The sequence below is a fragment of the Kitasatospora sp. NPDC033851 genome, from assembly GCF_055576085.1.
The window spans coordinates 63562-87264 of sequence record NZ_JBVIRL010000026.1 but is presented as its reverse complement, the minus strand read 5'-3'; the positions used below and the strand labels follow the sequence as shown (position 1 = coordinate 87264).

At 72.1% G+C, this 23703-nt stretch carries 24 protein-coding genes; 7 read left to right on the top strand and 17 right to left on the bottom strand.

Translation table 11 applies throughout. The annotated features are described in order from the left end of the window. Positions 1–313: 313 nt before the first annotated feature. Positions 314–1033 (top strand): DUF4232 domain-containing protein, encoded by a 720-nt coding sequence (locus ACZ51D_RS34915; protein WP_465664555.1) that lies wholly within the window; start codon positions 314–316, stop codon positions 1031–1033. Positions 1034–1143: 110 nt separating this feature from the next. Next, on the top strand, positions 1144–2430 hold the full coding sequence (locus tag ACZ51D_RS34910; protein ID WP_465664554.1) for a helix-turn-helix domain-containing protein: 1287 nt from the start codon (positions 1144–1146) through the stop codon (positions 2428–2430). On the opposite strand, the gene ACZ51D_RS34905 is transcribed toward ACZ51D_RS34910, so the two are convergent. Then, positions 2388–2804 carry a hypothetical protein gene (locus ACZ51D_RS34905; protein ID WP_465664553.1) on the bottom strand — a complete coding sequence of 139 codons (417 nt, stop codon included), beginning with the start codon at positions 2802–2804 and terminating at the stop codon, positions 2388–2390. The two genes, ACZ51D_RS34910 and ACZ51D_RS34905, sit on opposite strands and share 43 nt — an antisense overlap. A 390-nt stretch (positions 2805–3194) precedes the next feature. Here ACZ51D_RS34905 and ACZ51D_RS34900 point away from each other — a divergent pair, with 390 nt between their 5' ends. Continuing rightward, complete coding sequence (locus ACZ51D_RS34900; RefSeq protein WP_465664552.1) at positions 3195–4283, top strand: branched-chain amino acid aminotransferase; 1089 nt, start codon at positions 3195–3197, stop codon at positions 4281–4283. 99 nt (positions 4284–4382) lie between these two features. Further along, positions 4383–5120: a TetR/AcrR family transcriptional regulator gene (locus ACZ51D_RS34895; RefSeq protein WP_465664551.1), complete on the top strand. Its 738-nt coding sequence runs from the start codon at positions 4383–4385 to the stop codon at positions 5118–5120. A 129-nt stretch (positions 5121–5249) separates the two neighbouring features. Here ACZ51D_RS34895 and ACZ51D_RS34890 read toward each other — a convergent pair whose 3' ends face one another. From ACZ51D_RS34890 to ACZ51D_RS34880, 3 genes are all read right to left on the bottom strand, one after another. Then, entirely contained in the window at positions 5250–6887 is a 1638-nt protein-coding gene (locus tag ACZ51D_RS34890) for an amidohydrolase (RefSeq protein ID WP_465664550.1), read from the bottom strand. Positions 6888–7089: 202 nt separating this feature from the next. Continuing rightward, entirely contained in the window at positions 7090–8604 is a 1515-nt protein-coding gene (locus tag ACZ51D_RS34885) for an APC family permease (protein WP_465622120.1), read from the bottom strand. Between the two features lie 454 nt (positions 8605–9058). Continuing rightward, a complete protein-coding gene (locus tag ACZ51D_RS34880) occupies positions 9059–9730 on the bottom strand; it encodes a DedA family protein (RefSeq protein ID WP_465622122.1) in 672 nt (223 codons plus the stop codon). 722 nt (positions 9731–10452) lie between these two features. Between ACZ51D_RS34880 and ACZ51D_RS34875 the strand changes: the two genes are divergently transcribed. Both ACZ51D_RS34875 and ACZ51D_RS34870 read left to right on the top strand, forming a co-directional pair. After that, positions 10453–11700: a sensor histidine kinase gene (locus ACZ51D_RS34875; protein WP_465622124.1), complete on the top strand. Its 1248-nt coding sequence runs from the start codon at positions 10453–10455 to the stop codon at positions 11698–11700. Next, positions 11664–12308 (top strand): response regulator, encoded by a 645-nt coding sequence (locus tag ACZ51D_RS34870; RefSeq protein ID WP_465622126.1) that lies wholly within the window; start codon positions 11664–11666, stop codon positions 12306–12308. The genes ACZ51D_RS34875 and ACZ51D_RS34870 overlap by 37 nt, the downstream gene beginning before the upstream one ends. Before the next feature lie 204 nt (positions 12309–12512). Here ACZ51D_RS34870 and ACZ51D_RS34865 read toward each other — a convergent pair whose 3' ends face one another. The 3 genes from ACZ51D_RS34865 to ACZ51D_RS34855 are packed head-to-tail and all read right to left on the bottom strand — an operon-like array spanning position 12513 to position 14627. Continuing rightward, positions 12513–13148 carry a class I SAM-dependent methyltransferase gene (locus ACZ51D_RS34865; protein ID WP_360509227.1) on the bottom strand — a complete coding sequence of 212 codons (636 nt, stop codon included), beginning with the start codon at positions 13146–13148 and terminating at the stop codon, positions 12513–12515. 17 nt (positions 13149–13165) lie between these two features. Then, a complete protein-coding gene (locus ACZ51D_RS34860) occupies positions 13166–14392 on the bottom strand; it encodes an ATP-grasp domain-containing protein (RefSeq protein WP_465664549.1) in 1227 nt (408 codons plus the stop codon). Positions 14393–14438: 46 nt separating this feature from the next. Continuing rightward, positions 14439–14627 (bottom strand): hypothetical protein, encoded by a 189-nt coding sequence (locus ACZ51D_RS34855; protein WP_465622130.1) that lies wholly within the window; start codon positions 14625–14627, stop codon positions 14439–14441. A gap of 310 nt (positions 14628–14937) precedes the next feature. Here ACZ51D_RS34855 and ACZ51D_RS34850 point away from each other — a divergent pair, with 310 nt between their 5' ends. After that, positions 14938–15768 carry a helix-turn-helix transcriptional regulator gene (locus ACZ51D_RS34850; protein WP_465664548.1) on the top strand — a complete coding sequence of 277 codons (831 nt, stop codon included), beginning with the start codon at positions 14938–14940 and terminating at the stop codon, positions 15766–15768. An 88-nt stretch (positions 15769–15856) separates the two neighbouring features. Here ACZ51D_RS34850 and ACZ51D_RS34845 read toward each other — a convergent pair whose 3' ends face one another. The 10 genes from ACZ51D_RS34845 to ACZ51D_RS34800 are packed head-to-tail and all read right to left on the bottom strand — an operon-like array spanning position 15857 to position 23680. Further along, positions 15857–16321, bottom strand: a complete 465-nt coding sequence (locus ACZ51D_RS34845; RefSeq protein ID WP_465622134.1) for a hypothetical protein — start codon at positions 16319–16321, stop codon at positions 15857–15859. Between the two features lie 27 nt (positions 16322–16348). Then, a complete protein-coding gene (locus ACZ51D_RS34840; RefSeq protein WP_465664547.1) occupies positions 16349–17341 on the bottom strand; it encodes an aminotransferase class I/II-fold pyridoxal phosphate-dependent enzyme in 993 nt (330 codons plus the stop codon). Between the two features lie 41 nt (positions 17342–17382). Beyond that, a complete protein-coding gene (locus tag ACZ51D_RS34835; RefSeq protein WP_465664546.1) occupies positions 17383–18759 on the bottom strand; it encodes a hypothetical protein in 1377 nt (458 codons plus the stop codon). Beyond that, complete coding sequence (locus tag ACZ51D_RS34830) at positions 18756–19241, bottom strand: CYTH domain-containing protein (protein ID WP_465622138.1); 486 nt, start codon at positions 19239–19241, stop codon at positions 18756–18758. The genes ACZ51D_RS34835 and ACZ51D_RS34830 overlap by 4 nt, the downstream gene beginning before the upstream one ends. A gap of 13 nt (positions 19242–19254) precedes the next feature. Continuing rightward, entirely contained in the window at positions 19255–19941 is a 687-nt protein-coding gene (locus tag ACZ51D_RS34825) for an HAD family hydrolase (protein ID WP_465664545.1), read from the bottom strand. Next, entirely contained in the window at positions 19938–20606 is a 669-nt protein-coding gene (locus ACZ51D_RS34820) for a hypothetical protein (RefSeq protein WP_360509210.1), read from the bottom strand. Before ACZ51D_RS34820 ends, ACZ51D_RS34825 begins: the two co-directional genes overlap by 4 nt. After that, the gene (locus ACZ51D_RS34815; protein WP_465622141.1) at positions 20603–21289 is read right to left on the bottom strand and encodes an MOSC domain-containing protein; all 687 of its coding nucleotides are present in this window, start codon (positions 21287–21289) and stop codon (positions 20603–20605) included. The genes ACZ51D_RS34820 and ACZ51D_RS34815 overlap by 4 nt, the downstream gene beginning before the upstream one ends. Beyond that, entirely contained in the window at positions 21286–22548 is a 1263-nt protein-coding gene (locus ACZ51D_RS34810) for an MFS transporter (RefSeq protein ID WP_360509206.1), read from the bottom strand. Before ACZ51D_RS34810 ends, ACZ51D_RS34815 begins: the two co-directional genes overlap by 4 nt. Continuing rightward, positions 22545–22808: a PqqD family protein gene (locus tag ACZ51D_RS34805; protein ID WP_360509204.1), complete on the bottom strand. Its 264-nt coding sequence runs from the start codon at positions 22806–22808 to the stop codon at positions 22545–22547. Before ACZ51D_RS34805 ends, ACZ51D_RS34810 begins: the two co-directional genes overlap by 4 nt. Then, positions 22805–23680: a hypothetical protein gene (locus ACZ51D_RS34800; RefSeq protein ID WP_360509203.1), complete on the bottom strand. Its 876-nt coding sequence runs from the start codon at positions 23678–23680 to the stop codon at positions 22805–22807. Before ACZ51D_RS34800 ends, ACZ51D_RS34805 begins: the two co-directional genes overlap by 4 nt. Between the last annotated feature and the right edge of the window lie 23 nt (positions 23681–23703).

Sequence of the window (23703 nt, the reverse complement as noted above, 5' to 3'; positions counted from 1 at the left end):
CCCCATGCCCGCCCGGATCGTGCCCGGAGGACGACGGACAGGCCGAGGCGACGGGGCCCGGGAGAGCGGTACGGCAAGGCCCGGGAGAGCGCTACGGCAAGGTCCTGGAGGTCCCGGGGCGTTCCGGTGAGGCGTTCCAGGCGGGGGCGGATGTGCAGGTCAGAGGGGGTGGAACCGTTCCAGTGTCCCGGGGTGGCGGGGAAGGCTGGCGGTGGGACGGGCGGCGGGCCACAGTGTTGATCGGCGGCCCGGTGGCGATGGCCCCGCCGCCCGATCCTCTTCTCACACCCACCACTGTTACGGGGGAACCTCCATGACCGTTCGCCGCGCCTTCTTCGTTCCGGCCGCCCTCGCCCTCGGCGCCACCCTCACCCTGACCGCCTGCCAGTCCGGCGGCGGCGCGGGCGATGCGCAGCCGTCCGCCAAGCCCACCCAGGCGGCCGCAGCCGCGGCCACCATCGCGCCCGCCGCCGCACCGGCCGCGAACAGCACCCCGGCCCGCCCCAAGACCCCCGCCGCCACCTCCTCCCCGGGTGGCGGCGGTGAGGCGGGCGGCGGGGAGGCCTACGCCTACTCCCACCCCTGCGAGGCCAAGAAGCTGTCGGTCCGCGTGACCACCCGGGCCGAGGCGCCCGGCCAGCGGGTGATCGAGGTGCGCAACCAGGGCACGACGGCCTGCGGCCTGAGCTACTACCCGCTGCTGAGCCTCGGTGACTCGCACGCCGCGGACCACGGCAAGGACGTCAAGCCGCTGGTGCCCAGCGGGCTGGGCGGCGCCCCGGCCTACCCGGTGGCGGCCGGTCAGACGGCGTACGCGGTGCTCGACCTCAACCCCGGTGGTGCGGCCACCGGCACCGCGGCCGGCGTCGACGAGCTGAACGTCCTCGCCGACGGCGACCACATGGCCGCCGCGGACACCCTCGACTTCCCGCTCGGGAACGGCGCCAAGGTGGCCAAGCCGAAGCTGGGCCTGTACCGGAGCAGCGTCGCGGACGCCGCCGCGTCGACCGCCGCCGCCGACCGGCAGTCCTGACCAGGGCCGCTGTGCTCCCCTTCCTCCGGGCACTCACCCGGCGAGCCGGTACCGTGATCCGCGGATTCGACGGGATCCGGGGCCGGTCCGGGGTGAGAGGTGCGCAGAGCATGGGCGTGGAGACCGACGAGTTCGCGGCGACGCTGCGGGAGCTGAAGGAGCGCTCCGGCCGCAGCTACGGCGCGCTGGCGACCCGGCTGCACGTCAGCACCTCCACGCTGCACCGCTACTGCAACGGTGCCGCCGTCCCGGCCGAGTACGCACCGGTGGAACGCCTGGCCCGGGCCTGCGGGGCGCGCGACGAGGAACTGGTCGAGCTGCACCGCCGCTGGATTCTGGCCGACGCGGCCCGCCGCCGGGAGGCGGGCTCGGCGGGAGCAGCGGGAGCGAAGCCGGAGCCGGCGCCGGAGCTCGCGCTGGACCCGGAGTCCACCCCCACAGCGGCTCCCACGCCGGCTCCCGCGCCGACCGAGGAGGTGGAACCCGTGCTCCCCGTGGCCCCGGCCGCCGAACCCCGGCGCCGTAACCGCACCCGCACCCGCGTGCTGCTGAGCGCGGTGGCCGTCGCCGCCGTGGCCGCCGTGGTCTCCGCCTTCCTCCTGCACGACGTCGGCGGCACGCCGGGCACCGGCACCACTCCGACGGGCGCCGCCGACGCCCCCGCCACCGCGGCTGTCACCACCGCCCCCACGGCTGCCGCCCCGCCCGCCGCCACACCCCCGTCCCCCACGGACGCCCCCACTCCGGTCCCCACCCCCGCCCCCGAGGACAACCCGCCCCCCTTCCACGTCAACGTCCTCACCGACAACTGGGGCAGCCCCTGCGGCCAGTGGTTCCTCTCCGCCCGCACGCCCGCCCAGGTGGCCCCGCCCCCGGACACCGCCGCGCGCACCGGGAGTTGGGCGGCCGCGCAGCATGCCGTCCCCGCCGGGCACCTGCGCCTGGAGCTCACCGCCCAGGGCGCGACCGCCACGCCCGTCGTCCTGCACACCGTGTACGTGCACATCGCCGGCACCCAGCCCGCCCCCAAGTGGAACGCCTACACCCCGGGCGCGGGCTGTGGCGGGAACCTCGTCCCGGCGTCCTTCGCGGTGGACCTCGACTCGCCCACGCCGCGTGCCGTCCCCGTCCCGGGCAAGGAGGGTGCGAAGAAGACCCCCGTGTCCGACTTCCCCTACCGGGTGTCGGACACCGACCCGCAGGTGATCGACGTGGACGCCACCACCCGCTCCCAGGACGTCAGCTGGTACCTGGAGCTGGAGTGGAGCAGCGGCGACCGCCAGGGCAAGGTCACCGTGAACGACAACGGCCGGCCCTTCCGTACGGTCGGCCTGCACGGCGCCCCGAGCTACTCCTACAACGGCAGATCCTGGGCACCGGCCCCCGCTGAGGGCTGAGCACCTCGGCGGGGGGCACGGCCGGCGGCGGGACGGGCAGCCCGCAAGGGGTGCTCGGCACCACCGACGAGGCCGGGCGGCCTGTGTCCGGTCGAGTCGGTGAGCCAGTCGCGCATTTCGCGCGGTTCGGTGCCGCGGAACGCGACGACGATCATCCGGTCGCTGCCCATGGTGTACGCCTGGGTGTCCTCCACCGGGAACGGCGGGGTGAACCGGGTCTGGTGGTGCCGCACATCGCCGAAGCCCCAGGCCCGGGCCTGCTCGTCGATGGCGGCGTCGTCCTGGTAGGCGAGTTCGGCCGCCTTGGCCAGGCAGTAGGCGTGCGGCAGGCTGTAGCCGGCCGCGCTGTGGTCGAAGGTGGTGGGTACGGCCATGGGTGGGGCGCTCCGATCACGGAGGGCGGGACGACGGCCGAAGCCACGGCCCGCGACGGGGGATTGCCCACCTACGTAACCGCCGTTCCCCCGGCCGCCCCCGCGACACCACGCGCCGCTCACTCGAACAGGCCCACTCCCGGCCCCGATTGCCCCGGCCGCGGCCGCGTGCGGGTCGGCCTCGCCAGGGGAACCCACGGGCACCCCCATGGCAGCCCGTTGACACCCCGTCGATGCCCCGTCGGTGCCCCGTCGGTGCCCCCGCACGGTCACCGCGGAGACCCGGGCGGCCCGTATCCCGTCCGACTGACGGCCGTTAGCATGACGGGTGAGGCGCCGGTGGTCGGCGCCGGATCCGGCGGATTCCGCCTCGGCGCCGAGGAGTTGACGATGAGTCGCACTTTCCCTCTGGTTCGGACGGCCGGCCCGGTACCGGAGGCGGAGCGACGCGCCGTCCTCGCCGCGCCGGGTTTCGGCAAGTTCTTCACCGACCACATGGCCACCGCGACCTGGACGCCGGGCGAGGGCTGGCACGACCGCCGGGTCGGGCCGCTGGCGCCGTTCTCGCTGCACCCGAGCGCGTCGGTGCTGCACTACGCGCAGGAGATCTTCGAGGGGCTGAAGGCCTACCGCCATGCCGACGGCGGCGTGCGGCTGTTCCGCCCCGAGTTCAACGCGCGCCGCTTCGCGCGCTCCGCCGAGCGGCTCGCGCTGCCCGTGCTGCCGGAGGAGGACTTCCTCGCGAGCGTCGAGGAGCTGGTCCGCGCGGACGAGGCGTGGGTGCCGGACTCCGGCGGCGAGGCGAGCCTCTACCTGCGGCCGTACATGTTCGCCTCGGAGGCGTTCCTCGGCGTCCGGCCCGCCGAGGAGGTCACCTACGCGGTCATCGCGAGCCCGGCCGGGCCGTACTTCGCCGGTGGCGTCACCGGCATCACGCTCTGGGTCAGCAGCCGGTACACCCGGGCCGGGCGGGGCGGCACCGGCGCGGCCAAGTGCGGCGGCAACTACGCCTCCAGCCTGGCCGCGCAGATCGAGGCGAAGCAGCACGGCTGCGACCAGGTGCTGTTCCTGGACGACACGGGCGGCGAGGGCGATCTGGAGGAGTCCGGCACGATGAACCTGTGCCTGGTCACCGCGGCCGGCGAGCTGGTCACTCCCGGGCTCGGCACCATCCTCGACGGTGTCACCCGGGACTCGATCCTGGCCCTGGCAGCCGAGTTCGGCCTGACCCCGGTCGAGCGCGCGATCACCTTCGCCGAGCTGCGCTCCGGCGCCGCCGACGGCACCGTCGCCGAGGTGTTCGCGGCCGGCACCGCGGCGGTGATCACCCCGATCATCGGGTTCAAGGGCGAGGGCTACGAGTTCGCCGTCGGCGGCGGCGCGCCCGGCAAGCACACCCTCGGCATCCGCGAGCACCTGCTGGACGTCCAGTACGGGCGCGCCGAGGACCGGCACGGCTGGCTGCGGCGGGTGGTCTGACCGGCGGGTCGTCCGACCGGCCACCGTCCCGGGCCCTTCGCTCCGTACGCCTCGCCTCGCCCCTTCTCTATGTCAACGGAGTTGACATAGCCTGCGGGCATGAACGACCGCGTAGTCCCCGAACCGCAGCGGAGACGTCGGCGCCCCACCAAGCAGGGCGTCGTCCTCTCCGCCGAGCTGATCGTCGACACCGCCCTGCGGCTGATCGGGCAGCACGGCGCCGAGGCGCTCACCGTACGGCGGCTCGGGGCGGCGCTCGGCGCCGACCCGAGCGCCGTCTACCGCTACTTCCACAGCACCGACGACCTGCTGCTCGCCATCGCCGACGAGCTCATCGGCCGCGCCCAGCACGGCTGGCAGCCCACCGGCGACTGGCGGGCCGACCTGCGCGCCATCGGCCTGCGCATCCACGCCGCCTACCAGGCCCACCCGCAGGCCGCCCTGCTCGCCGCCCACCGCACCACCGGCCGCACCCACGAGACCGCCGCCGTCGAGGCCATGCTCGGCATCCTGCGCACCGCCGGCTTCCCGGACCTCGAGGCCGTCCGCATCTACCACGCCTTCGTCGACCAGAGCCTCGGCTTCGCCGCCCTGGACGCCGCCGCGCTCGCCCTCCCGGCCCCCGCCGCGACCGCGGACCTGGAGGTCTGGCAGGCCTCCTACGCCCGCCTCGACGCCGCCACCCACCCGCACATCGCCGCCACCGCCGGCCTGCTCACCACGGACATGCGCCGCAGCGGCTACCCGTACGCGCTGGACCTCCTCCTCGACGCCGCCGAGGCCCGCCTGCGGGCGGCGGGCAGCGGCCAGGACCGGGACCGGGACCGGGACCGCTGACGACGCCCCCGGCGGGCACGGCGCCGCCGGTGGCGCGCCCCCGTGCGCTCACCACCGGCGGCCGTCGCGCGCCCTGCGCCTCCCGAGAAGCCCCGAAGCCCGCCAGGCCCGCCAAGCCCGCGACCGGGATCACTCCGCCGCGTGCACCAACTCGCCGCCCACGTAGGTGCGTTCCACCCGGGCGTGGGCGATCTCCTCGGCCGGCCCGGTGAGGATGTCCCGGTCGAGGACGACCAGGTCGGCGAGCCGCCCGGCGGCCAGCACCCCCGCGTCGTCGTGCCCGTTCACGTACGCGGACCCGGCCGTGTACGCGGCGATCGCGGAGCCCAGGTCGAGCCGCTGCTCGGGCAGGAAGACCCGTCCGTCGGTGGCCTCCGGCTCCATCCGGTTGACCGCCACGTGCAGGCCCGCCAGCGGGTCCGGGCTGCTCACCGGCCAGTCGCTGCCCGCCGCCAGGGTGGCGCCCGCGCGCTGCAGGTCGCCGAACGGGTACTGCCAGGCGGCGCGCTCCGGGCCGAGGAAGGGGATGGTCAGCTCGTCCATCTGCGGCTCGTGGGCGGCCCAGAGCGGCTGGATGTTGGCGATCGCGCCCAGCCGCGCGAAGCGGGCGAGGTCCTCCGGGTGGACCACCTGGAGGTGGGCGAGGTGGTGCCGGGCGCCGCGCCACCCGTTGGCGGCGCGGGCGGCCTCGACGGCGTCCAGCGCCTCGCGGACGGCCCGGTCGCCGAGCGCGTGGAAGTGCACCTGGAAGCCGAGCGCGTCCAGCTCGGTGACGTACCCGCGCAACGCCTCCGGATCGACGAAGCTGAGGCCGGAGTTGGCGGTGGCGCAGCCGCAGCCGTCCAGGTACGGGCTGGTCATCGCGGCGGTGAAGTTCTCCGCGATGCCGTCCTGCATGATCTTCACCGAGCCGGCCCGGAACCGCCCGTGGCTCAACTCCTCGCGCCGTCGCACGAGTTCGGCGATCTGATCGGCTCCCCGGTCGCGCTGCCACCAGAGCGCGCCGGTCACCCGGGCGGTCAGCGCGCCGGAGCGCGCCGCGGCCAGGTAGGCGTCGGACGGGTCCGGCTGGCCGTTGAACTCGCCGAGTAGCGCGTCCTGCCAGCCCGTGATGCCGAGCGAGTGCAGCAGCCGCTGGGCGCGCAGCAGCCCGTCCAGCCGGTCGGCGGCGGTGGACGGCGGCACCAGCCGGGCGACCAGGGCGGTGGCGCCCTCCTGGAGCGTGCCACCCGGGGTACCGTCGGCCTCGCGCTCGATCCGCCCGTCGGCCGGATCGGGGGTGTCCCGGGTGAGGCCGGCGAGTTCCAGCGCCCGGGTGTTGGCCCAGGCGCCGTGGTGGTCCCGGTTGGTCAGGTACACCGGCCGGTCGGGGACGACGGAGTCGAGCAGCTGCCGGGTCGGCAGGCCGCCGTCGAAGCTCTCCATCGACCACCCGCTGCCGGTGATCCACTCCTGCCCGGGGTTCGCGTCCGCGTACGCCCGGATCCGCTCCAGGTAGTCGGCGACGCCGACCGTCCCGGTGAGGTCGCAGACGGCCAACTCGGCTCCGCCGAACACCGCGTGGATGTGCGCGTCCTGGAATCCGGGCAGCAGCAGCTTGCCGGTGAGGTCCACCACCTCGGTCTTCGGCCCGATCAGCTCCCGGACCTCGTCGTGCCCGACGGCGGCGATCCGCTCGCCGACGACCGCCAGGCTGGTCGCCCTCGTCCGGGCGGCGTCACCGGTGTGGACGGGTCCACGGGTGAAGACCAGATCGGCCTCGGTCATGGCTGGTGCTCCGTTCTTGCGTCTCGTGAACATCTCGTGGATCTCTTGCGCTACTTGGATCTTGCGTCGCACGGAGCTTGTGTCTCGTGGATCTCGTGTCCCGTGGACATTTGCGTCGCGTGGAGCTTGTGTCCCGTGGATCTCGTGTCCCGTGGATCCTTGCGTCGCGTGGAGCTCGTGTCCCGTGGATCTCTTGCGGTTCTTACGACTCGTTGGCAAGGGAGTTGACATCCCCCGTCGCGTTCGCCTGAAAGTACGGCGAACGCCGGCGCCAGCGGGCCCAGGCCGCCGCCGGCAGCCCGGTGACGACCATCAGCGTCACCACGGTCAGCTCGAACCACCCGTTGTCGGCGGACAGTTCGAAGTGGTCGGCGGAGTCGTAGAAGGTCCAGGCGAGGTAGCCACCGACGGCGAGCAGCGCCGCCGCGCCCAGCAGCGGGCCGACCACCGCGCGCAGTCCCTCCGCCAGGTCGGTGCGCAGCAGCCCGCGGAACCGGACGGCGGCGGCGATGGCGGTCAGCGCGTAGTAGAGCGCGACGATGATGCCGATCGCGTTGACGGCGGCCGAGATCAGGTCGTTGACGGTCGGGATGGCGATCGAGGCCAGGGCCAGGAGGACGGCGATACCCGTGATCAGCAGCGTGCCGACGGCGGGTGTGGCGTGCCGGGGGTGCAGCCGGGTCCAGACCGGGCCGAGCACCCGGTCGCGCCCCATCGCGTACATCCCGCGGGCGGTCGGGATCACCGAGGACTGCAGCGAGGCCATCGCGGAGAACGTCAGGGCGATCAACGGCAGTGCGGCGAGCGGCTGGTGGGCGAGCTTGGTGCCGAAGTAGGTCAGCCCGTGCGCGCCGTTGTCGGCCAACTCGTCGATCGGCAGCACCCGTTGGAAGGCCGTACCGGCGAGCAGGAACAGCAGCATCATCACCACCAGGGCGAGCAGGCCGGCCCGGGAGGCGTCGCGCGGGTCGCGCACCTCCTCGCCGACGCTGAACACCGACTCGAAGCCCCAGTAGCAGAACACGGCCAGCACCATGCCCTGCGCGACGGCGCCGAAGGAGGGGATGTCGAAGGGGTTGAACCACTGCAGCGAGAACGGCTGGTCACCCGCGAACAGCCCGTACCCGCAGAAGCCGAGCAGCACGGCGTACTCGAACACCAGCAGCGCCTTCTGCAGCCGGGCGGCCATCTCCAGCCCGCGCACCGCGACCAGCGCGGCGCCGACCAGGACCACCAGGCCGAGCAGGGTGCACTGGACGGTGGAGTCCGCGTCCAGCCGCAGGCCGGCGACACTGCGCACGTGCGCCAGGTCGAGGAGCTGGATGACCGACGAGCCGGTGACGGTCGTGGTGTACGCCATGAACACCACCGTGCCGACCGTGTTGACCCACCCGGTGAGGAACCCCAGCCAGGGGCTGAGGGTGCGCCCGACCCACCGGTAGCTGGAGCCGGCGTCCGGCTCCACCGCGTTCAACCGGCCGTACCCGCCGGCGATCGCGAGCACCGGCAGGAAGGCCAGCAGCATGATCGCCGGCAGGTGCAGGCCGACGACCCCGGCCATCAGGCCCAGGCCGATCCCGATACTGCTGGTGGCGGCCGTACTGGACGCGGCGATCGCCGCGCCGTCCAGCAAGCCGAGGGACTGCCGCATCACGACGCGGGAGCTGCCCGCATCCGTTCTCGGGCCGCCGCCCGTGTCCTTCACCGTCGATGCCAACGGATCACCGCCTAGGTCGTGGGGGGTGTGGGGGATGTGGGTGGGAGGCCGCGCGCACCGTAGGGGAGGCGTGCGCGGGAAGTGCGAGCCATGAAACCGGTGACCCACGCCACACGTCAATGCCGTTGTCATAAGAGCGCGGCCGCCGCGTTCCGCCTCAACCCCCGCCGCCTCACCACGGGTTCACGTGGAGCCGGAAACCACGTTCACGCAGGACGCCTACGTTCTTTCCGCCGCAGGTCATCGGAACCGCGTCAACGAAAGCCGTGCCAACGAAGCCGCGTCAACGAGAGGGAACCCACAGTTGCTCCAGCGCAACCGCCGGTCCACCGCCCTCACCCTGAGCGCGGGGGCAGCCGGTCGACCACCTGCCCGAGCTCCCCGCAACCACGACGCGACCCCCACGTGCCCACCGCACGGCTCAACGCGGCAGAACGCCGAAAGGCCCCGGGCCTCAGCCGCGGTGCCGGGCGCTCGGGCGGCGGCGCATCCGCACCAGGAACCAGCGGCCGATGACGACGAGCGCCACCGCCACCACGCCCTTCGACACCCAGCCGCCGTACTCGTCCACCAGGTGCCAGTTGTCGCCCAGCCAGTAGCCCAACAGCACGAACACGGTGTTCCACACCAGGCTGCCGAGGACGGTCATGGCGGTGAAGGCCATCAGCGGCATCCGCTGGATCCCGGCCGGTACGGAGATGAGGCTGCGCACCACCGGCACCATGCGGGCGATCAGCACGGCCTTGCGGCCGTGCCGTTCGAACCACGCCTCGGCCCGGTCGATCTCGTGGGCATGGATGAGCGGGATGCGGGTGATGAGTGCGCGGGTCCGGTCGCGGCCCAGGAGGGCACCTGCGGCGTACACGATCCAGGAGCCGACGATCGAGCCGATCGTGGTCCAGACGATGACGGCCGGCAGACTCAGCTTGCCCTGTCCGGCGGCGAATCCGGCGACGGGCAGGATGATCTCGCTGGGAATGAACGGCAGGACGGTGTCCACCAGGTTGGTGAGACCGGCGCCCGGGGCGCCGAGGGTGCTCATGACGTCGACGGCCCATCCGGCGATGCCGCCTGCGGGTTCGGCGGAAGCGGTGGCGAGCGACGCGGAAGCCAACGTTGCGATCATGCGGTCCACGGTAGGAGCCGGGCGGGGGGCGCCACCATGCGGTCAACCGCCCGGTCCTGCTGCGGTTTTCCGTAACCCCTTACCCGGGCTCCTCCCGGCCGGGCGCATGGCGTACGCACACGGGCGCCGGGAATCCGAGCAGCCGCGCGGTGAGGCGGACCGGGTCCAGGGGGGGCGTCGGCCAGGGCGGCGAGCAGGTCGGCGCGGTCGGACGCCAGGGCGCAGCCGTCGACGGTGGCGGTGAGGACCCGACGCACCCCCGTGACGGTGCCCTGGACGCGGACCTCGCCGTCGATCCTCGCGACCAGGTGGGCGCTGCCGGTGAGGGAGCCGGCGAGTTCGTCGAGGTCGGCCGGGTGCCGTACGCGCCTGGCCCAGTCCTTGAGCTGACCGGTGGTCAGCGTGTGGGTCCCGGTGACCAGCCGCGCGCGGTGGTGCCGTGCCGGGCGTGGACGGCCGAGGTGACACCGGTGTTCCCGTCCGGGGCCTGTCCGATGACCCAGGGGCGTCCCGAGGCGTGGGTCAGGGTGAATCCGATGTGGCCGCTCAGTCGCCGGTCGCGGCCCTGGCCGGGTACCTCGTCGTCCGGCTGCGCAACCGCAACCGGTCGCAGCAGCAGGCCAGTTCATGACCGGGCCGCGCTTCCCGACCGCACGGTCGAAGCCGCCGCGCAGTCCTGGCGATCTTGCCCGGGCTGCGCGGCCGCACTAGGCTCGGGCCTCGTGCGAGGAGATTCAGCGGGCGCCGCATCCCACCCCCCGACGGGGTTTGCGGGTGGTCAGGGCACCGCTGAGGACGAGACCGCCACGCGGGCCCCGGCCTGGTCGCGCCGCAGCCTGGGCGTCCTGATCGGCTGTCTGACCGCCGTGCTCGGTGCGCTCTACCTCCTCGTGGTCGGCACCGTCCTCGGCCCCTTCCTGCTCTGGCCGCGCAGCCGGCCGAACGCCCTGGAGATCGTGATGGCCGGGGCGCGCCGGCTGACGGCCCTGGAACGCAACCGGCGCTCCGCCTTCTTCGACGACCGCTTCCCCGAGCACTACAAGGCGTCCGACCAGAAGCTCCTGCGCTACCTGGCGGTCCGCTGCTACGCGGGACTGCTCTGCGCGGTCGTCATCGGACTGCTGGGCTTCGGCGCCATGCTGGCCGGGCTGACGGTCAACGGGATGGCCCGGGGGACGCTCGGCTGGGACCAACTCCTCACCCAGGCACTGCTGGGCAGCGTCCTGCTCTTCCTCGACGTGCAGGGCCTGTACTCGCTGGCCGCCCTGGACACCCGGATCGCCCGCGAGTGCTTCGGCCCCTCCGAGCGGGAGCTGCTACAGCGCCGGATCGACGAACTCGCCACCAGCCGGGCCGCGGTGGTCCAGGCCGTGGACGCCGAGCGCCGGCGCATCGAACGCGATCTGCACGACGGCGTCCAGCAGCGTCTGGTGGCGCTGGCCATGCTGCTGGGCAGGGCCCGCCGGGGCCGCAACCCCGAGCAGGCGAGCGCGCTGCTGCTCCAGGCGCACGACGAGTCCCGGGACGTGCTGACCGAACTGCGCGAGGTGGCCTGGCGGGTCTATCCCTCGGCGCTGGACAGCCTCGGTCTCGAAGAGGCGCTGGGCGGGGTGGCCGAGCGGTGCGGCATCCCGCTGCGGACCCGGTTCGAGGTCGGCGCGGCGCTGCCCAAACCCGTGGAGACGGCCGCCTACTTCGTGGTGTCCGAGTCCGTGACCAACGCCGCCAAGCACTCCTCGGCCTCGGCCATCTCGGTGCGGGTGACGCTCGACGGCGCGCTGCTCACCGTCCGGGTCGAGGACAACGGCACGGGCTGCGCGGACCCGGCCGGCAGCGGCCTGACCGGGCTGCTCAGCCGGGTGGCCGCGCTGGACGGCGTCCTGCACATCGACAGCCCCCTGGGGGGACCGACCACCATCACCGCGGAGATTCCATGCGCGTCATCCTCGCCGAGGACTCGACCCTCCTGAGGGAGGGCCTGGTCCGGCTGCTCGTCGAAGAGGGCCACGAGGTCGTGGCGGCGCTCGGCGACGCGGTGACGGTCCTTCAGGAGGTCGAGGCGAAGAAGCCGGACGTCGTCGTCCTCGACATCCGGATGCCCCCGACCCATACCGACGAGGGACTGCGGGCCGCCGTGGAGATCCGCGAGCGCTGGCCGGAGGTGAGCGTGCTGGTGCTCTCGCAGCACATCGAGCGCACCTACGCGGCCAAGCTGCTGGCGTCCAACGCGGAGCGGGTCGGCTACCTGCTCAAGGACCGGGTGGCCCAGGTCGAGGAGTTCCTCGACGCGCTGGAGCGGATCCACGCGGGCGGGGCGGCGATCGACCCGGAGGTCGTCCGGCAGCTGGTCATCCGCACCACGCACGGCGATCCGCTGGCCCGGCTCACCCCGCGCGAGCGCACCGTGCTGGAGGCGCTGGCGCAGGGGCACACCAACACGGCCATCGCGCAGAAGCTGCACATCTCGCTGAGTTCGGTGGAGAAGAACCTGAACACCGTCTTCGACAAGCTGGCACTGAGCCACACCACCGGCTACAGCCGGCGGATCCTGGCGGTCCTGCGGTACCTGGAGTCGTAGCAAGCCCAGCGCGGCGACGGGCCGCCCCCGCCGGAGGAGCAAACAGGGCCTTTCACGGAATTCCCGCGGCGCCGGCCCGGGAACGGCCCGGGAACGGTGCCAGAGCGGCCCGGGAGCGGTGCGAGAGTGGCGCGGAGGGGACGGATCCGGACATGCCGGAAGTCCCGGTCGTCATGCCCGACCGGGACTTCTCGTGCGCGCTGGTCACGCCTTGGTGGCGTACCCGTGGATCCAGGTCAGGTCACGGTAGCCCGGACCGTAGCGCTCGAACTCGTTCGAGCGCTCGACGGCCGCCACCCGGAAGCCCGCCTGTCCGACCAGCCCGGTGACGCTCCGCACCGTCTGGTAGCGGTAGAAGCGGGCGCTGCCGCTGCTGAACTTCTCGACGATCTCCTCCTCGCCGTCCCCCTCCTTGAAGCTGACGAAGAGCGCCCCGCCGGGGGTGAGGACGCGGTGGAACTCGGCCAGCGCGGCGCTGACGTCCTCGTCCTTGAGGTGGAGCAGGGTCGCCTGGCACCAGACACCCGCGAAGCTCGCGTCCGGGAACGCGAGGTCGCGGGCGTCCATGCGCGCGAAGGTGAGCTGCGGGTGGAGCTCCTGCGCTCGTGCCACGAAGGCGCTCGTCAGGTCGACCCCTTCCGCGCGCAGGCCCCGCTCCGCCAGCAGCGCGGTGTCGCGCCCGAACGCGCAGCCGACGTCGAGGACGCGTCCGGCCGGGTCGGGGAGGAGCGCCGTGAAGGCGTCGAGTTCGGCGACGGGGACCATCCCCGCGGTCGCGTTCTCGTAGCGTTGCGGATCCCCGTCGTACGCGCGGATCGTGCCGCTGAGGTAGTCGTGCATTCCTCTGGTCCTCGTGATCAGTCGGCGGTGGGAGCGACCTGGACGCTGTCATGGAACCACGCGCTCAGGCCGGCGATCCGCTCGGCCACCTCGCGGGTGTCCGCGCCGCTGACGACGGCCTGTCCGGCACGGATGTGGCTGGCCGAGCTGAAGTCCGGCGCCACACCGCCCGGGGTGACGTAGATGTCCGCCTCCACGACGCCCGGGCGGGCCAGGGTCTCGTCGAGGGTCGGGGCCGAGACCACCGTTCCTTGCGGGCAGCGCAGGTTGAGGCCGCCGTAGCTCTCCTCGGTCGGCGTCGGCTCGTCGACGATCCGCGACGGCAGGTCCAGCGCCGCCAGCGCCCACTCGTCGTGGAGGTTCACGCCGTACGTCAGCTCGACGACCCGGTCCGCACGACCGCCGCCGACCCGCGCCGCGCACTCCCCGAAGACCACCTCGGAGCCGTCCCAGAAGACCTCCAGGTGGAACACCCCGTCCTCGAACTGCAGCGCCTTGAACGCGGCTTCGGTCAACGACCGCGTCCTGGCGTGGAGTTCGGGTTCCTCCGACTCCGGCAGGGTGTGGTAGGCGACGATTCCGCCACCGTGGCACTCGATGAGGTTCTGGAAGTACCGGGAGAGGGAGAACAGCCGGAGCCGGCCTTCGCGGACGACACCGTCGACGAAGAACTCCCGGCCGGGGACGTACTCCTCCAGGAGCCAGGGTCCGTCGCTGCTCTGCCGCGACGCGTCGATCGCCTGCCGGAGCTCCTCCGCGTCCCGGACGACCACCGTGTGCATGGCCCCTGCGGCGTTCAGCGGCTTGAGCACCTGGGGGTACTCGACCGTCGTGACGTCCAGTCGCTCGAGGCTCTCCACGAGGATGTGCGCCGCCGTGCGCACGTCCGCCCGGCGCAGCAGGTCCTTCTGCACGAACTTGTCCCGCATGGCCAGCATCTGCCGGGAGCCGGAGCCGACGGCCCCGCCGAGCTCGGCCAGGGCCGCGGCCTGCACCAGGTAGAACTCGTTGGCGCTGCAGACCGCGCCGAAGTCCGACGGGCTGAGCGAGTTCCGAACCAGGCCGGCGAGAACGTCCTCGACGCTGCCCGGGTCCGGCACCACGATGGCGGCGGCCCCTGCCGCACGCACCGCCGGAGCGTCCTTCGCCGGTACGACACAGGTCACCTCGGCGCCCGCGCGCTGCAGCGCACCGATCGGCCGCGGGTCCCAGCCGAGGTGCAGGACCGGGTTCGGAACGGGCATGTCAGATCCTTTGCTTCTGTCCGGCTTCACGTCGGTTGACGCGACGTCAGTTGATTTGGGGAGCGGACGGTTCGACCGTGTTCCAGCCCACGTCGGCCACCAGCCGGGCGGATGCAGGGGGGGCGTCTTCACCGGTGGTGACGGCGGCGAAGCCGAGCGCCAGAAGTGCGCCCGCCGCGAGCAGAACAGCCCGCCTCGCAATAAGCCCGTTCGCAGCGAATACCGCTTGCGTCATGATGCCCCCTTACAGCTACACCGCACGGTCGATTTTGTCGAGGAGCGGTACGATTAACAGCGGGCAACATTGTTGCCGAGGTCTCGATTACGGCCAACCCTTGCCATGGTTCGAGATCTCGCACAGCAGAGACATGAGGGGTCCCCCAATGGAGCAGAACCCTACAAAACAGACACCCCATCCCCGATGTCGAACGGCGGGGACGGGCCAACCCCACACCCCGGGCTCAATCGACGCCGACTATTCCGGAACTCGCTACGATTTCGGGCAGATCGTCCCGAAGGCACTGGAATCCCCCATCGTAGGAGAGTTGAGCCATCTGCTCGACTCGCTACGGGAGACTGCGGTCCTCACCCTCGAGAAGACGGATCTGCTCAGTCGGGAACTGACTCGGGAGAATACTCGGAATTCCAGCCAGGACGGTCTTCCGACGCACTGGGGCGAGGAAATCTCAGGCCTGTCCAACATAGCATCGGCCATCAACTCGGAGGTGAATTCCGTACGAAGAGAAATGCTCACGGCCCAGCCGGACGGGCGCCGCCCCCCGGAGACGCTGAAAGAAGCCTTGGCGTCGGTGGAGAAACCCATTCGAGCCGGCGTCAAAATGCGGACGCTCTACCAGCACACCGCCCGGTTCGACGAAGCCACCAAGGAATACGTCAGAGCGGTCTCCGACCTCGGCGTCGAGGTCCGGACCCTGGGCGAGTTCTTCGACCGGCTGCTGATCTTCGATGGTCGCGTGGCCTTCGTCCCGTCCTCACCCAACCGCAGTCGCGCACTGAGGATCACCCATCCCGCGCTGGTCGCCTTCCTGGTCGACAGCTTCGACCGGGCCTGGGACCGGGCTTCCGGCTATCCATTCGTGCCCAACCATTCGGCCCAGGCGGCGTTGGAGGTTCTCCCGGACCTCCGGTCCTCGATCAAAAGGCTTCTGGTGCGCGGCTACTCGGATGCCGCAATCGCGCGCCGACTCGGCATCAGCTCCCGCTCACTCCAGGCACACATCCAGCGGATCAAACAGGACCTCGGCGCGGCCAACCGGCTGCAACTGGGATACATCCTCGCCCGCGAGGACTACACGACAAGTGACCTGTCCCCGGACGGCGTGACCGACCAGACCTGGTCCGCTCCGCCGGAGTAGGCGCCCGTACCGGAACCGGACGGTGGCGCGGACCCGTGCCCGGCCGGCTGTCGACACACGAGGGGTCGACAGCCGGCCGCCGGGGACGTCAATCGAGGAAGCCGCTCCGGTCGTACAGCACCCGGCGGGCGCCGGAACAGCAGCCGGCCCGCTTGGTGCCCAGGAGGTACTCCACGCCGCCCGCGCCGGGGAACCTGCCGGCCAGATCGAATCCGACCCGGTCGAGCAGCGGCTCGACCGTCGCGTCCTGACGGATTCCCACGAACAGCACGCCGTGCGGGACGAGCCGGTCGTGGAAGCCCCGCAGCAACTCCTCGGTGCCGGTGCCGACCGAGCCCAGTGGCGCTCCGTCGCACCAGATGCCGGGAACCACGGCAGGACAGGCGCTCTCGCCGCCCTTCCCGAGCGTCCCGTCACCATGGACCTCGAAGACCGCCACCGACTCGTCGGCGAGCCGGGAGTACAGCCCCTCGCCGGCCGCGTCGCACCCGGGAGCCCGGCCCCCGGCGTACCGCGGGAGCAGCCCGATGAACTGGTCAGCGAATGATTCCATACGTACGCCTCCGTGGATGTTGGTCGGCTAGAGCCCGTCCGGACAGGGCCGCAGGCACGGGCCGGCCCTGTCGACCAGCCGGGCGATCCGTTCGGCCGCGTCGCGCGCCTGCGCGACCGCGACACCGGAGAAGGCCAGTCGCACCGAGGCCGTCGGCATGGCGAACGCAGCACCGGGTGATGCGGACACGCCCGCCTCGGCGAGCAGGGCGAGCAGTTCGCCCTCGGTGCGCGCTCCCGGGTGCCGCCCCGACGCGGCCTCCGGCGTCGGGCACTCCAGGGCCAGCGAGAGGCCGTCACCGTGGAACTCCCAGCCGAGCAGCCCGGCCGTCGCCGTCTCGAAGGCCCGGCGTGCGTCGACCGTCGGCTCGATGCACGCGGAGCGCAGGTCCGCGACCACGCGCCGGTTCAGGAAGCCCGCCCAGGCCCGCTGCCACACCGTGCCCGGTGCGCACGCGCGCAAGGAGGCCTCCGGCGGTTCGGCCGCCGGCATGACCGCCCAACCCAGCCGGCTCCCACCGCCGCACAGCTTCGCCAGGGAGGTCACGGTCCAGATCCCCTCGGGGACCGGCCCGGGTTCCACGAACCAGCGGTAGACCTGGTTCAGCACCACCTGATGGCCCGCTCCCGCGAGCGCCGCGAGGGCGTCGAGCTGCCGCTCGTCGAGCGATCTGCCGTCCGGGTTCCGCGCGGGGGTCGTCAGCCACACGGTGGCCGGCTCCGTCAGCTCCCCGACGATCTCCGGCAGCCGCCGCCACGGCGCACGCCGGACGGGTCCGGCCGCGGCCAGGATCTCCGGGATCTCGGAGAAGCTCGGCTGCTCCACCACCGCCGTCCTGGTGCGCCCGCTCCAGGCGGTGGCGAAGGAGCGCACCCCGCCCGTGACCAGGGTCCGGCCCTCCGGGGCGTCGAAGACCTCGCCGAGCCGGTCGAGCAGGGCGCGGTCCCCGAAGGCCGACGGCGTGTTCCAGCGGTCCGCCGCGGCCAGGGCGTCGGCCACGGACTCGCCGAAGCGGGTCACGAGTGCCTCCGGCCACGGCCGCGGCGGACCGGTGAGATCGATCACCTGAGTGCTGCCTGCTCGCGGGCCGTGCGGGCGATGACCGAGGGGGACAGCTCGTAGGAGACGGTGGCCACGAACACCTCGTCGGCGATCCGGACGAAGGTGCCGGTCGGCAGGTCGACCCGCTCCACGTCGGGGTCGTCCGCGATGACGTGGCGCTGTTCCGCCGCCGCCGCGACCTCGGTCTCCGCCGCCGGCGCGGTCCCGTCCAGGAGCCGCTGGGCGAACTCCACCGGCACCAGCCGGACGCAGGTCCACGGGTTCAGCTCGATCGGCGCGGTCACCGTCGAGCGGTCGTCCGCGAGCGCCAGGGCGAGCGGCGTGCGGTAGTAGTCATAGGCGTTCATCGCGATGCTGAGCGCCGTCAGCTTGCCCCGCTCCTCGTACGCGTTGAAGGTGTGCACCACGGTCGCCAGGCAGCGCTGCTCCCAGTCCGGCCGGTCGGGCTGCGGGGCCGGTTCCCAGCTCTCGACGGCCGGAAGCCGGCTCAGCCGGTCCTCCTGCTCCTCGGTCAGGGCGGACGAGGCCTTCAGCTCCGCGCAGATGGACCCGAAGAACGCCTCCAGGCCGGCCTGCTTCAGCCGCAGCGTCAGGCGTTCGACGTCCAGCTCCGGCTGGGAGAGCGCCATCAGCAGGTCGTTGGTGTCCTTCCCGGTCACGAAGAAGTCGCCGGCCGCGTTGTTGACCACGCACGCCAGGTTCTCCTCGACCGGGACGGTGTGCAGCCCGGGCCCGTACGCCGGGAGCGTGGGCGTGAGCCCCAGCCGGCTGGCGTGCCGCACCGAGTAGTCGCCGAAGTGGATGTCCACGTTGAGCAGATCGGTGCCGCCCTCGGGCGCGACCAGCGGGAACTGCCCGTAGAGCAGGCCGTCCTGCGGGTCGAACTTGAACCAGGGCAGCTCACGGTCCAGGTAGACGTAGCCGAAGCCGTCCCGCAGCGCCTGGACGAGCCGGGTGGCGTCGGCCCGGGTGCGCACGAAGATGTCGAGGTCGCTGAAGTCGCGCACCGACTTGTCGGCGTAGCTGGCCCGGGCGCCGAGCCCCTTTCCGCCGAACAGCTCGATGCCCGCCTCCCGACCGATCCGGTCGAGCCGCGCGAGGTTCTCGTCGAGCACCGCGTGCATGTGCCGGATGCTGTCCGCCTTGGGGCGCATCGCGGCCATGCACGCGCGGACCTCGGGGTGCGTGGACTCGAACGGCGCGAGCCGGCGCATCACCAGGGAGCGCATGCGCAGCAGCTCCAGGAAGGCGGCCGCCGCGACGCCGCCGACGGCGTCGATGACCGTCACCGACTCCTCCAGGCTGAGCCGCGGCTGCAGGCTCGACAGGCTGCGCAGCGCCAGCAGCTGGTCCTGCTTCATCGACGGGGAGTTCACTGAGCGTTCCTCATTTCATCTGCGGGGAGCCCGTGCACCGCCAGGCTCTGGTTCTTGAACGCCTTGTCGTCGGTCACCTCACGGCCGAACCAGGCCGGCGGCCGGAAGTCCCGTGCCTGCGCCTCGGAAGCGAACTCGACCTCGACGGTGCGCAGTCCGGCCAGGGCCTCGGTGTAGAGGTCCAGATAGGCGGTGTGCTCACCCAGGGCGACGGTGTACCGGTCCTTCACGACCCGTGCGCCCTCGGTCGCGGGCCAGAGCACGGCGAAGTTCTCCTCGCCGATCTCCGTCTCCAACTCGGTGCGCACCAGCCCCGAGCCGCGCTTGAGGCCGAGCACGTGCTTGCCGCCGATGCGCCGCAGCCGGACCTCGGTGCCGTCCGTGGGGGCGGTGAGATAGCCCTGCGCGATGGACCGCGGCTCCCCGCCCGGGGCCGGATGCTCCCCCTCGACGAGGAACTTCCGCTCGATCTCCAGTGCCATGTCCACGGTCTCCCTAGCTGTGGTGTACGAGGGGCGGTACGGGCGCCCGGGTGCCGAGCAGGGCCGGCAGCGCGCTCATCGCCGTGAAGACCACGGTTCCCGGGCCCTCCAGCCGCTCGGCGGGGGTGACCCCGCCCGCGTAGCCGAAGGCACGCATGCCCGCCGCCCGGGCGGCCAGGACGCCGGGCCGGCTGTCCTCCACGACGGCGCACCGCTGCGGGAGCACCCCCATCCGGTCGGCCGCGTGGAGGAACAGGTCGGGTGCGGGCTTGCCCCGCTCGACCTCGCCGGCGCTGAAGATGCGGCCCTCGAAACGGTCGTACAGGCCGGTCCGCCCCAGGGTGTGCCGCATCTTCGGGTGGCTGCCGCTGGAGGCGACGCAGCACGGCAGGTCGATGGCGTCCAGGGCCTCGACCACGCCGTCCACGGCCTCCAGTTCCTCGTCGACCGCCACCCGGTGCAGCTCGCGGAAGCGCTCGTCCCAGGCCTCGGCGGTCGTGCTGCCGAGCCGGGCCGCGATCTTCTCGGCGATCGACGCGGTCGAACGCCCCACGAACTCCTCGATCACCTCGTGCGGGGTCATCGGCCAGCCGTACTCGGCGCCCAGGGCCACGTGGGTACGGACCGCGATGCGCTCGGTGTCGACGAGGACCCCGTCGCAGTCGAAGATGACGAGCTCGACGGGCGGACCGAAGGTCACGTGACGACGCCCTGCCGCTTGAGCAGGTCACGGATGTCGTTGACCTTGTCCGCGCCGAGCCGGCGGTTCCGGATCACCTCGGGGTCCTCCACGGTGTGGGCGTACTGCCACCACGCCTCGCCCGTGTCCCGGTTCATCACCACGAACCGGTCCTTCTCGGCCGGCCCGCGCACGATCAGCGAGGTGGTCTCGGGGACCGCGCCGACCGAGTGCACCAGGGTGTGCCGCAGGACGTAGCCGGTGCCCGGCGTCTCCACGCGGACCAGCGGGGGGGTGAGCTTGCGGGCGTCGGTGTCCGGGGACAGGTCCGGGTAGTCGCCGAAGATGTAGTGGCGGTAGCTGCCGGCCAGGATCCGGGTGCCGAAGCTCCACCGGTGGTTGTGCGGGCGGTCGAAGAACCGCTGGCGGAAGACGTGGAGCCGGACCCGGACACCGCTCGCCTCGTCGTTCACCAGGACGACCCGGTCGAGCTCCTGCAGCCGCTCGCTCTGGACCAGCAGGTCGGGGGTGGCCAGCACGTGGTCGAAGGCGTCGTTGAGCCAGGTGGGAGAGGTCGCGAGCTCCTCGAGCAGTTCGTCGAGCTGCTCGTTCAGCACGGCCATGTCGTTCCAGTCGAGCGCGGCCAGCCTGGCCGGGTCGATCAGCGGCGAGCTGTCAGTGCTCATATCTCTGCACGCTCCTTCTGTTCTTGACGGGCGGCGATCCACCGCCGCGCCTTCTCCTGGATCTTCGGCAGCATTTCGGGCGCTTCCAGCATTCGTGGAAACAGCTCGGGTTCGGTGGTGATGGCCCGCAGCATGAGGTTGACCGTGATGCCGTGCCCGGGCCGGTGGACGATCTCGACCCGGTCGCCGGCACCGACCGTGCCCTCCTCCAGCACCCGCAGGTAGGCGCCGGGCGCTCCGTGCGCGATGAAGCGTTTGACCAGGTCCGGCACGTCCCAGAAGCCGGCGAACACCCGGCAGGGCTTGCGTGGCCGGATGACCTCGAACAGCGCGGTACCGATCCGCCAGCGTTCGCCGATCTCGGCGTTGGTGACGTCCACGCCGCGCAGCGTGAGGTTCTCCCCGAAGTTCCCGGGGGCGATCTCCCGGTCCAGTTCCTTCGCCCAGAAGGCACCGTCCTCGGAGGCGAAGGCGTACACGGCCTTGTCCGGACCGCCGTGGGCCTTGGTGTTGACGATGAGGTCGCCGACGAGTCCGTCGCGGACCGCGGTCACCCGGCGGTCCACCGGCTGCTTGTCGATACCGCTGCGGCCGAGGCCGTACGTCCACCAGCCGGTCCGCTCGACACCGAGGTTGACGGTCAGCAGGACCGCGTCGGCGGCCTGCCCGGCGTCACCGCTCATACGGCCACCCCGGTCTCGACGGTGGCGGGGGCCGTCCGGCGGGTGCGCACCGCGACCAGCCGGTGGGCCAGCGCGGTCGCGGCGACGAGCAGCGCGCCGTACACCAGCCAACCGAGCCAGCCCGCCTGGATCATCGCGACACAGAGCACCGGTCCGGCCACGTTGACCGCCGCCATGTTGAGGTCGAACGCGGCCAGGTACTGCTTGTTGCGCTCCGGCGGGGCCAGTTCGTAGCTGATCGTCCACCAGGCCGGGCCCTCGAACAGCTCGCCCACGGTGAGCATGGCACCGGCCAGCAGGACGGCCACCGTCGCCAGCGCGGCGCTGTGCAGCGCCGAGACGCAGAAGAGCCCGACCATCGCGACGAAGCCGATCATCGCGATCCGGAGCGCCCGCAGGCTGCCGGCGACGGTCCTGGCCACCTGTGAGCACCAGTGCTGGAGCACGATGACCAGGGCGGTGTTGATGATGACGACGACGCCCACGGTCCACTTGGGAATGTCGCCGGTCCGCAGCACCCAGAGCGGCAGAGCCACGCTGAGGACGAGGATCGAGCTGGTGAAGACCGCGGAGGAGGCGATCAGCCCGAGGTAGTTGAAGTCGCGCAGGACCGACCAGTCGGTCTTCCTCGACTCCTCCGGCGCCACCGACTTCACCCTGACCGCGTACATCAGGACCGCGCCCACCGCGAAGGTGGCCGCGTTGACCAGCAGACCGGCACGCACCGCTGTCCCGGATCCGGAGCTGAGCAGCAGCGCGCCCACGCTGCCCGCCACCAGGTACCCGATGTTGCGCAGCGCGCGGATCGCCGCGAACATGCCCGTCCGGCTGTCGCCGGGGATCACCACGCCGACCAGGCTCTGCATCAGGCCGTTGCTGCCCGCCCGCAGCGCACCGAGGAGCACGGTGAGCAGCAGCAGCGACACGAAGTCGTGGACCAGGACCAGCCCCAGGTAGACGGCGGCCCGGCCGATCCGGCTCAGCACCGAGTACGGTCCGATGCCGAACCGGCCGGCGAGGGCGCCGGCCGGTACCGCCGCCAGCATTTCGGTGATGCCGCCGGCCGTGAGGACCACGGCCAGCTGGGCGTTGCTGAGGCCCTCGACCTGCACCAAGTAGAACGGCAGGCAGATCACGCTCAGGCCCATGCCCGCCGCGTCGACCAGACCGTTGACACCCAGGATCCGCGAGGTACCCGGGGTGGCGAGGACGTCCCACCAACCCAACAGCGAGAAGAAGGACCTCAGCCGCCCGGTCACTCCAGGAAGCCCTTCGCGCGGAGATCCGTGACGAAGCCGACGACCGAGTCGCGCACCTCGTCGAGTCCGGCCTCGTACTTCTCGGCCGTGCGCGCGACGATCTCCTCGACGCTCAGGCCGACACCGCACTGGGACCAGATGAACGCGCCGACCTGGTTGGTCTCGTAGGCGTCGTGGTAGGTCTCGATCAGGGTGCCGGTGTCCGACCGTCGGGTGAACAGGCCGGTCGTCCGCTTGGGGATCCAGTTCTGCTCGATCATGCCGTCTTCTCCTCGATGCCGATGAGCAGGCGGGTCGCCACCGCGGCGGCGTGCTCCGCCCACTTGGCGGGCGCCTCGTGACAGCCCTTCATGGTGAGCAGCTCCCAGGCCTCGTCCTTGCTGATCTCCGTGGGCTGGGCGGCCAGCACGCGCTTGAACATCCACTTCGGCGAGACGCCGTACTCCCCGTACAGGGCGAGCAGGCCGGCGAGGCTGCGGTTGAACGCCTCCCGCGCCGCGATGACCGCGGCGTGCTCGTCGTTGGAGGCGAGCAGACCGGCCACGTCCTCGAGGAAGCCCTCGGCGTCCAGCTTCTTGGCCTCCGCCAGCCAGGCGCTGAAGGACGACGCGCGGATGGCGTCACGGCGGGAGTTGAACCAGTCGTCGCCGGCGATCGGGGCGCCGCTGGCCAGCCGGTGCAGCATGTCGTGCTCGGACATGCCGATCTCCGGCATCTCCTGGTTCGGCACGCCGTTGGCGAAGCGGCCGATGATCTCGTCGACCTGCTCCTCGCGCCAGATCTCGATGTCGGTGCGGAACGGGCCGAACTCGCCCAGGGTGATCCAGATCAGCGGGTCGGCGGTGGAGATGTGCCGCTCGAAGGTCTCCATGCCGGGGCCGGCGACGAACGGCTCCTTGGAGATGACGTAGAGGTCGAGGTCGCTGTTGGCGTGCGCCCAGCCCCAGATCAGCGAGCCGCTGACGAAGACGCTGGTGGCGTCGGCGAAGGCCGGGTACTTCGCGTGGACGTCCGCCGCCGTGGGCAGCTGGAGTTCGGCGAGCCGGCCCTTGAGCAGGGCCTCGCGTCCCTCGGCGGACGCCTCACGGCCGGTGCCGTACTTGAGCGTGAGTGACGGTGCCTCGAAGGCCATGGGTGATTCCTTTCGATCGAATG

What these genes read in the sequence shown, in the direction of transcription:
- ACZ51D_RS34820 (WP_360509210.1), bottom strand. Translation starts at nt 20,606, where the DNA reads ATGAGCACTGACAGCTCGCCGCTGATCGACCCGGCCAGGCTGGCCGCG.
- ACZ51D_RS34845 (WP_465622134.1), bottom strand. Translation starts at nt 16,321, where the DNA reads ATGGAATCATTCGCTGACCAGTTCATCGGGCTGCTCCCGCGGTACGCC.
- ACZ51D_RS34890 (WP_465664550.1), bottom strand. Translation starts at nt 6,887, where the DNA reads ATGACCGAGGCCGATCTGGTCTTCACCCGTGGACCCGTCCACACCGGT.
- ACZ51D_RS34915 (WP_465664555.1), top strand. Translation starts at nt 314, where the DNA reads ATGACCGTTCGCCGCGCCTTCTTCGTTCCGGCCGCCCTCGCCCTCGGC.
- ACZ51D_RS34905 (WP_465664553.1), bottom strand. Translation starts at nt 2,804, where the DNA reads ATGGCCGTACCCACCACCTTCGACCACAGCGCGGCCGGCTACAGCCTG.
- ACZ51D_RS34865 (WP_360509227.1), bottom strand. Translation starts at nt 13,148, where the DNA reads ATGCACGACTACCTCAGCGGCACGATCCGCGCGTACGACGGGGATCCG.
- ACZ51D_RS34860 (WP_465664549.1), bottom strand. Translation starts at nt 14,392, where the DNA reads ATGCCCGTTCCGAACCCGGTCCTGCACCTCGGCTGGGACCCGCGGCCG.
- ACZ51D_RS34895 (WP_465664551.1), top strand. Translation starts at nt 4,383, where the DNA reads ATGAACGACCGCGTAGTCCCCGAACCGCAGCGGAGACGTCGGCGCCCC.
- ACZ51D_RS34815 (WP_465622141.1), bottom strand. Translation starts at nt 21,289, where the DNA reads ATGAGCGGTGACGCCGGGCAGGCCGCCGACGCGGTCCTGCTGACCGTC.
- ACZ51D_RS34880 (WP_465622122.1), bottom strand. Translation starts at nt 9,730, where the DNA reads ATGATCGCAACGTTGGCTTCCGCGTCGCTCGCCACCGCTTCCGCCGAA.
- ACZ51D_RS34800 (WP_360509203.1), bottom strand. Translation starts at nt 23,680, where the DNA reads ATGGCCTTCGAGGCACCGTCACTCACGCTCAAGTACGGCACCGGCCGT.
- ACZ51D_RS34910 (WP_465664554.1), top strand. Translation starts at nt 1,144, where the DNA reads ATGGGCGTGGAGACCGACGAGTTCGCGGCGACGCTGCGGGAGCTGAAG.
- ACZ51D_RS34830 (WP_465622138.1), bottom strand. Translation starts at nt 19,241, where the DNA reads ATGGCACTGGAGATCGAGCGGAAGTTCCTCGTCGAGGGGGAGCATCCG.
- ACZ51D_RS34870 (WP_465622126.1), top strand. Translation starts at nt 11,664, where the DNA reads ATGCGCGTCATCCTCGCCGAGGACTCGACCCTCCTGAGGGAGGGCCTG.
- ACZ51D_RS34900 (WP_465664552.1), top strand. Translation starts at nt 3,195, where the DNA reads ATGAGTCGCACTTTCCCTCTGGTTCGGACGGCCGGCCCGGTACCGGAG.
- ACZ51D_RS34855 (WP_465622130.1), bottom strand. Translation starts at nt 14,627, where the DNA reads ATGACGCAAGCGGTATTCGCTGCGAACGGGCTTATTGCGAGGCGGGCT.
- ACZ51D_RS34805 (WP_360509204.1), bottom strand. Translation starts at nt 22,808, where the DNA reads ATGATCGAGCAGAACTGGATCCCCAAGCGGACGACCGGCCTGTTCACC.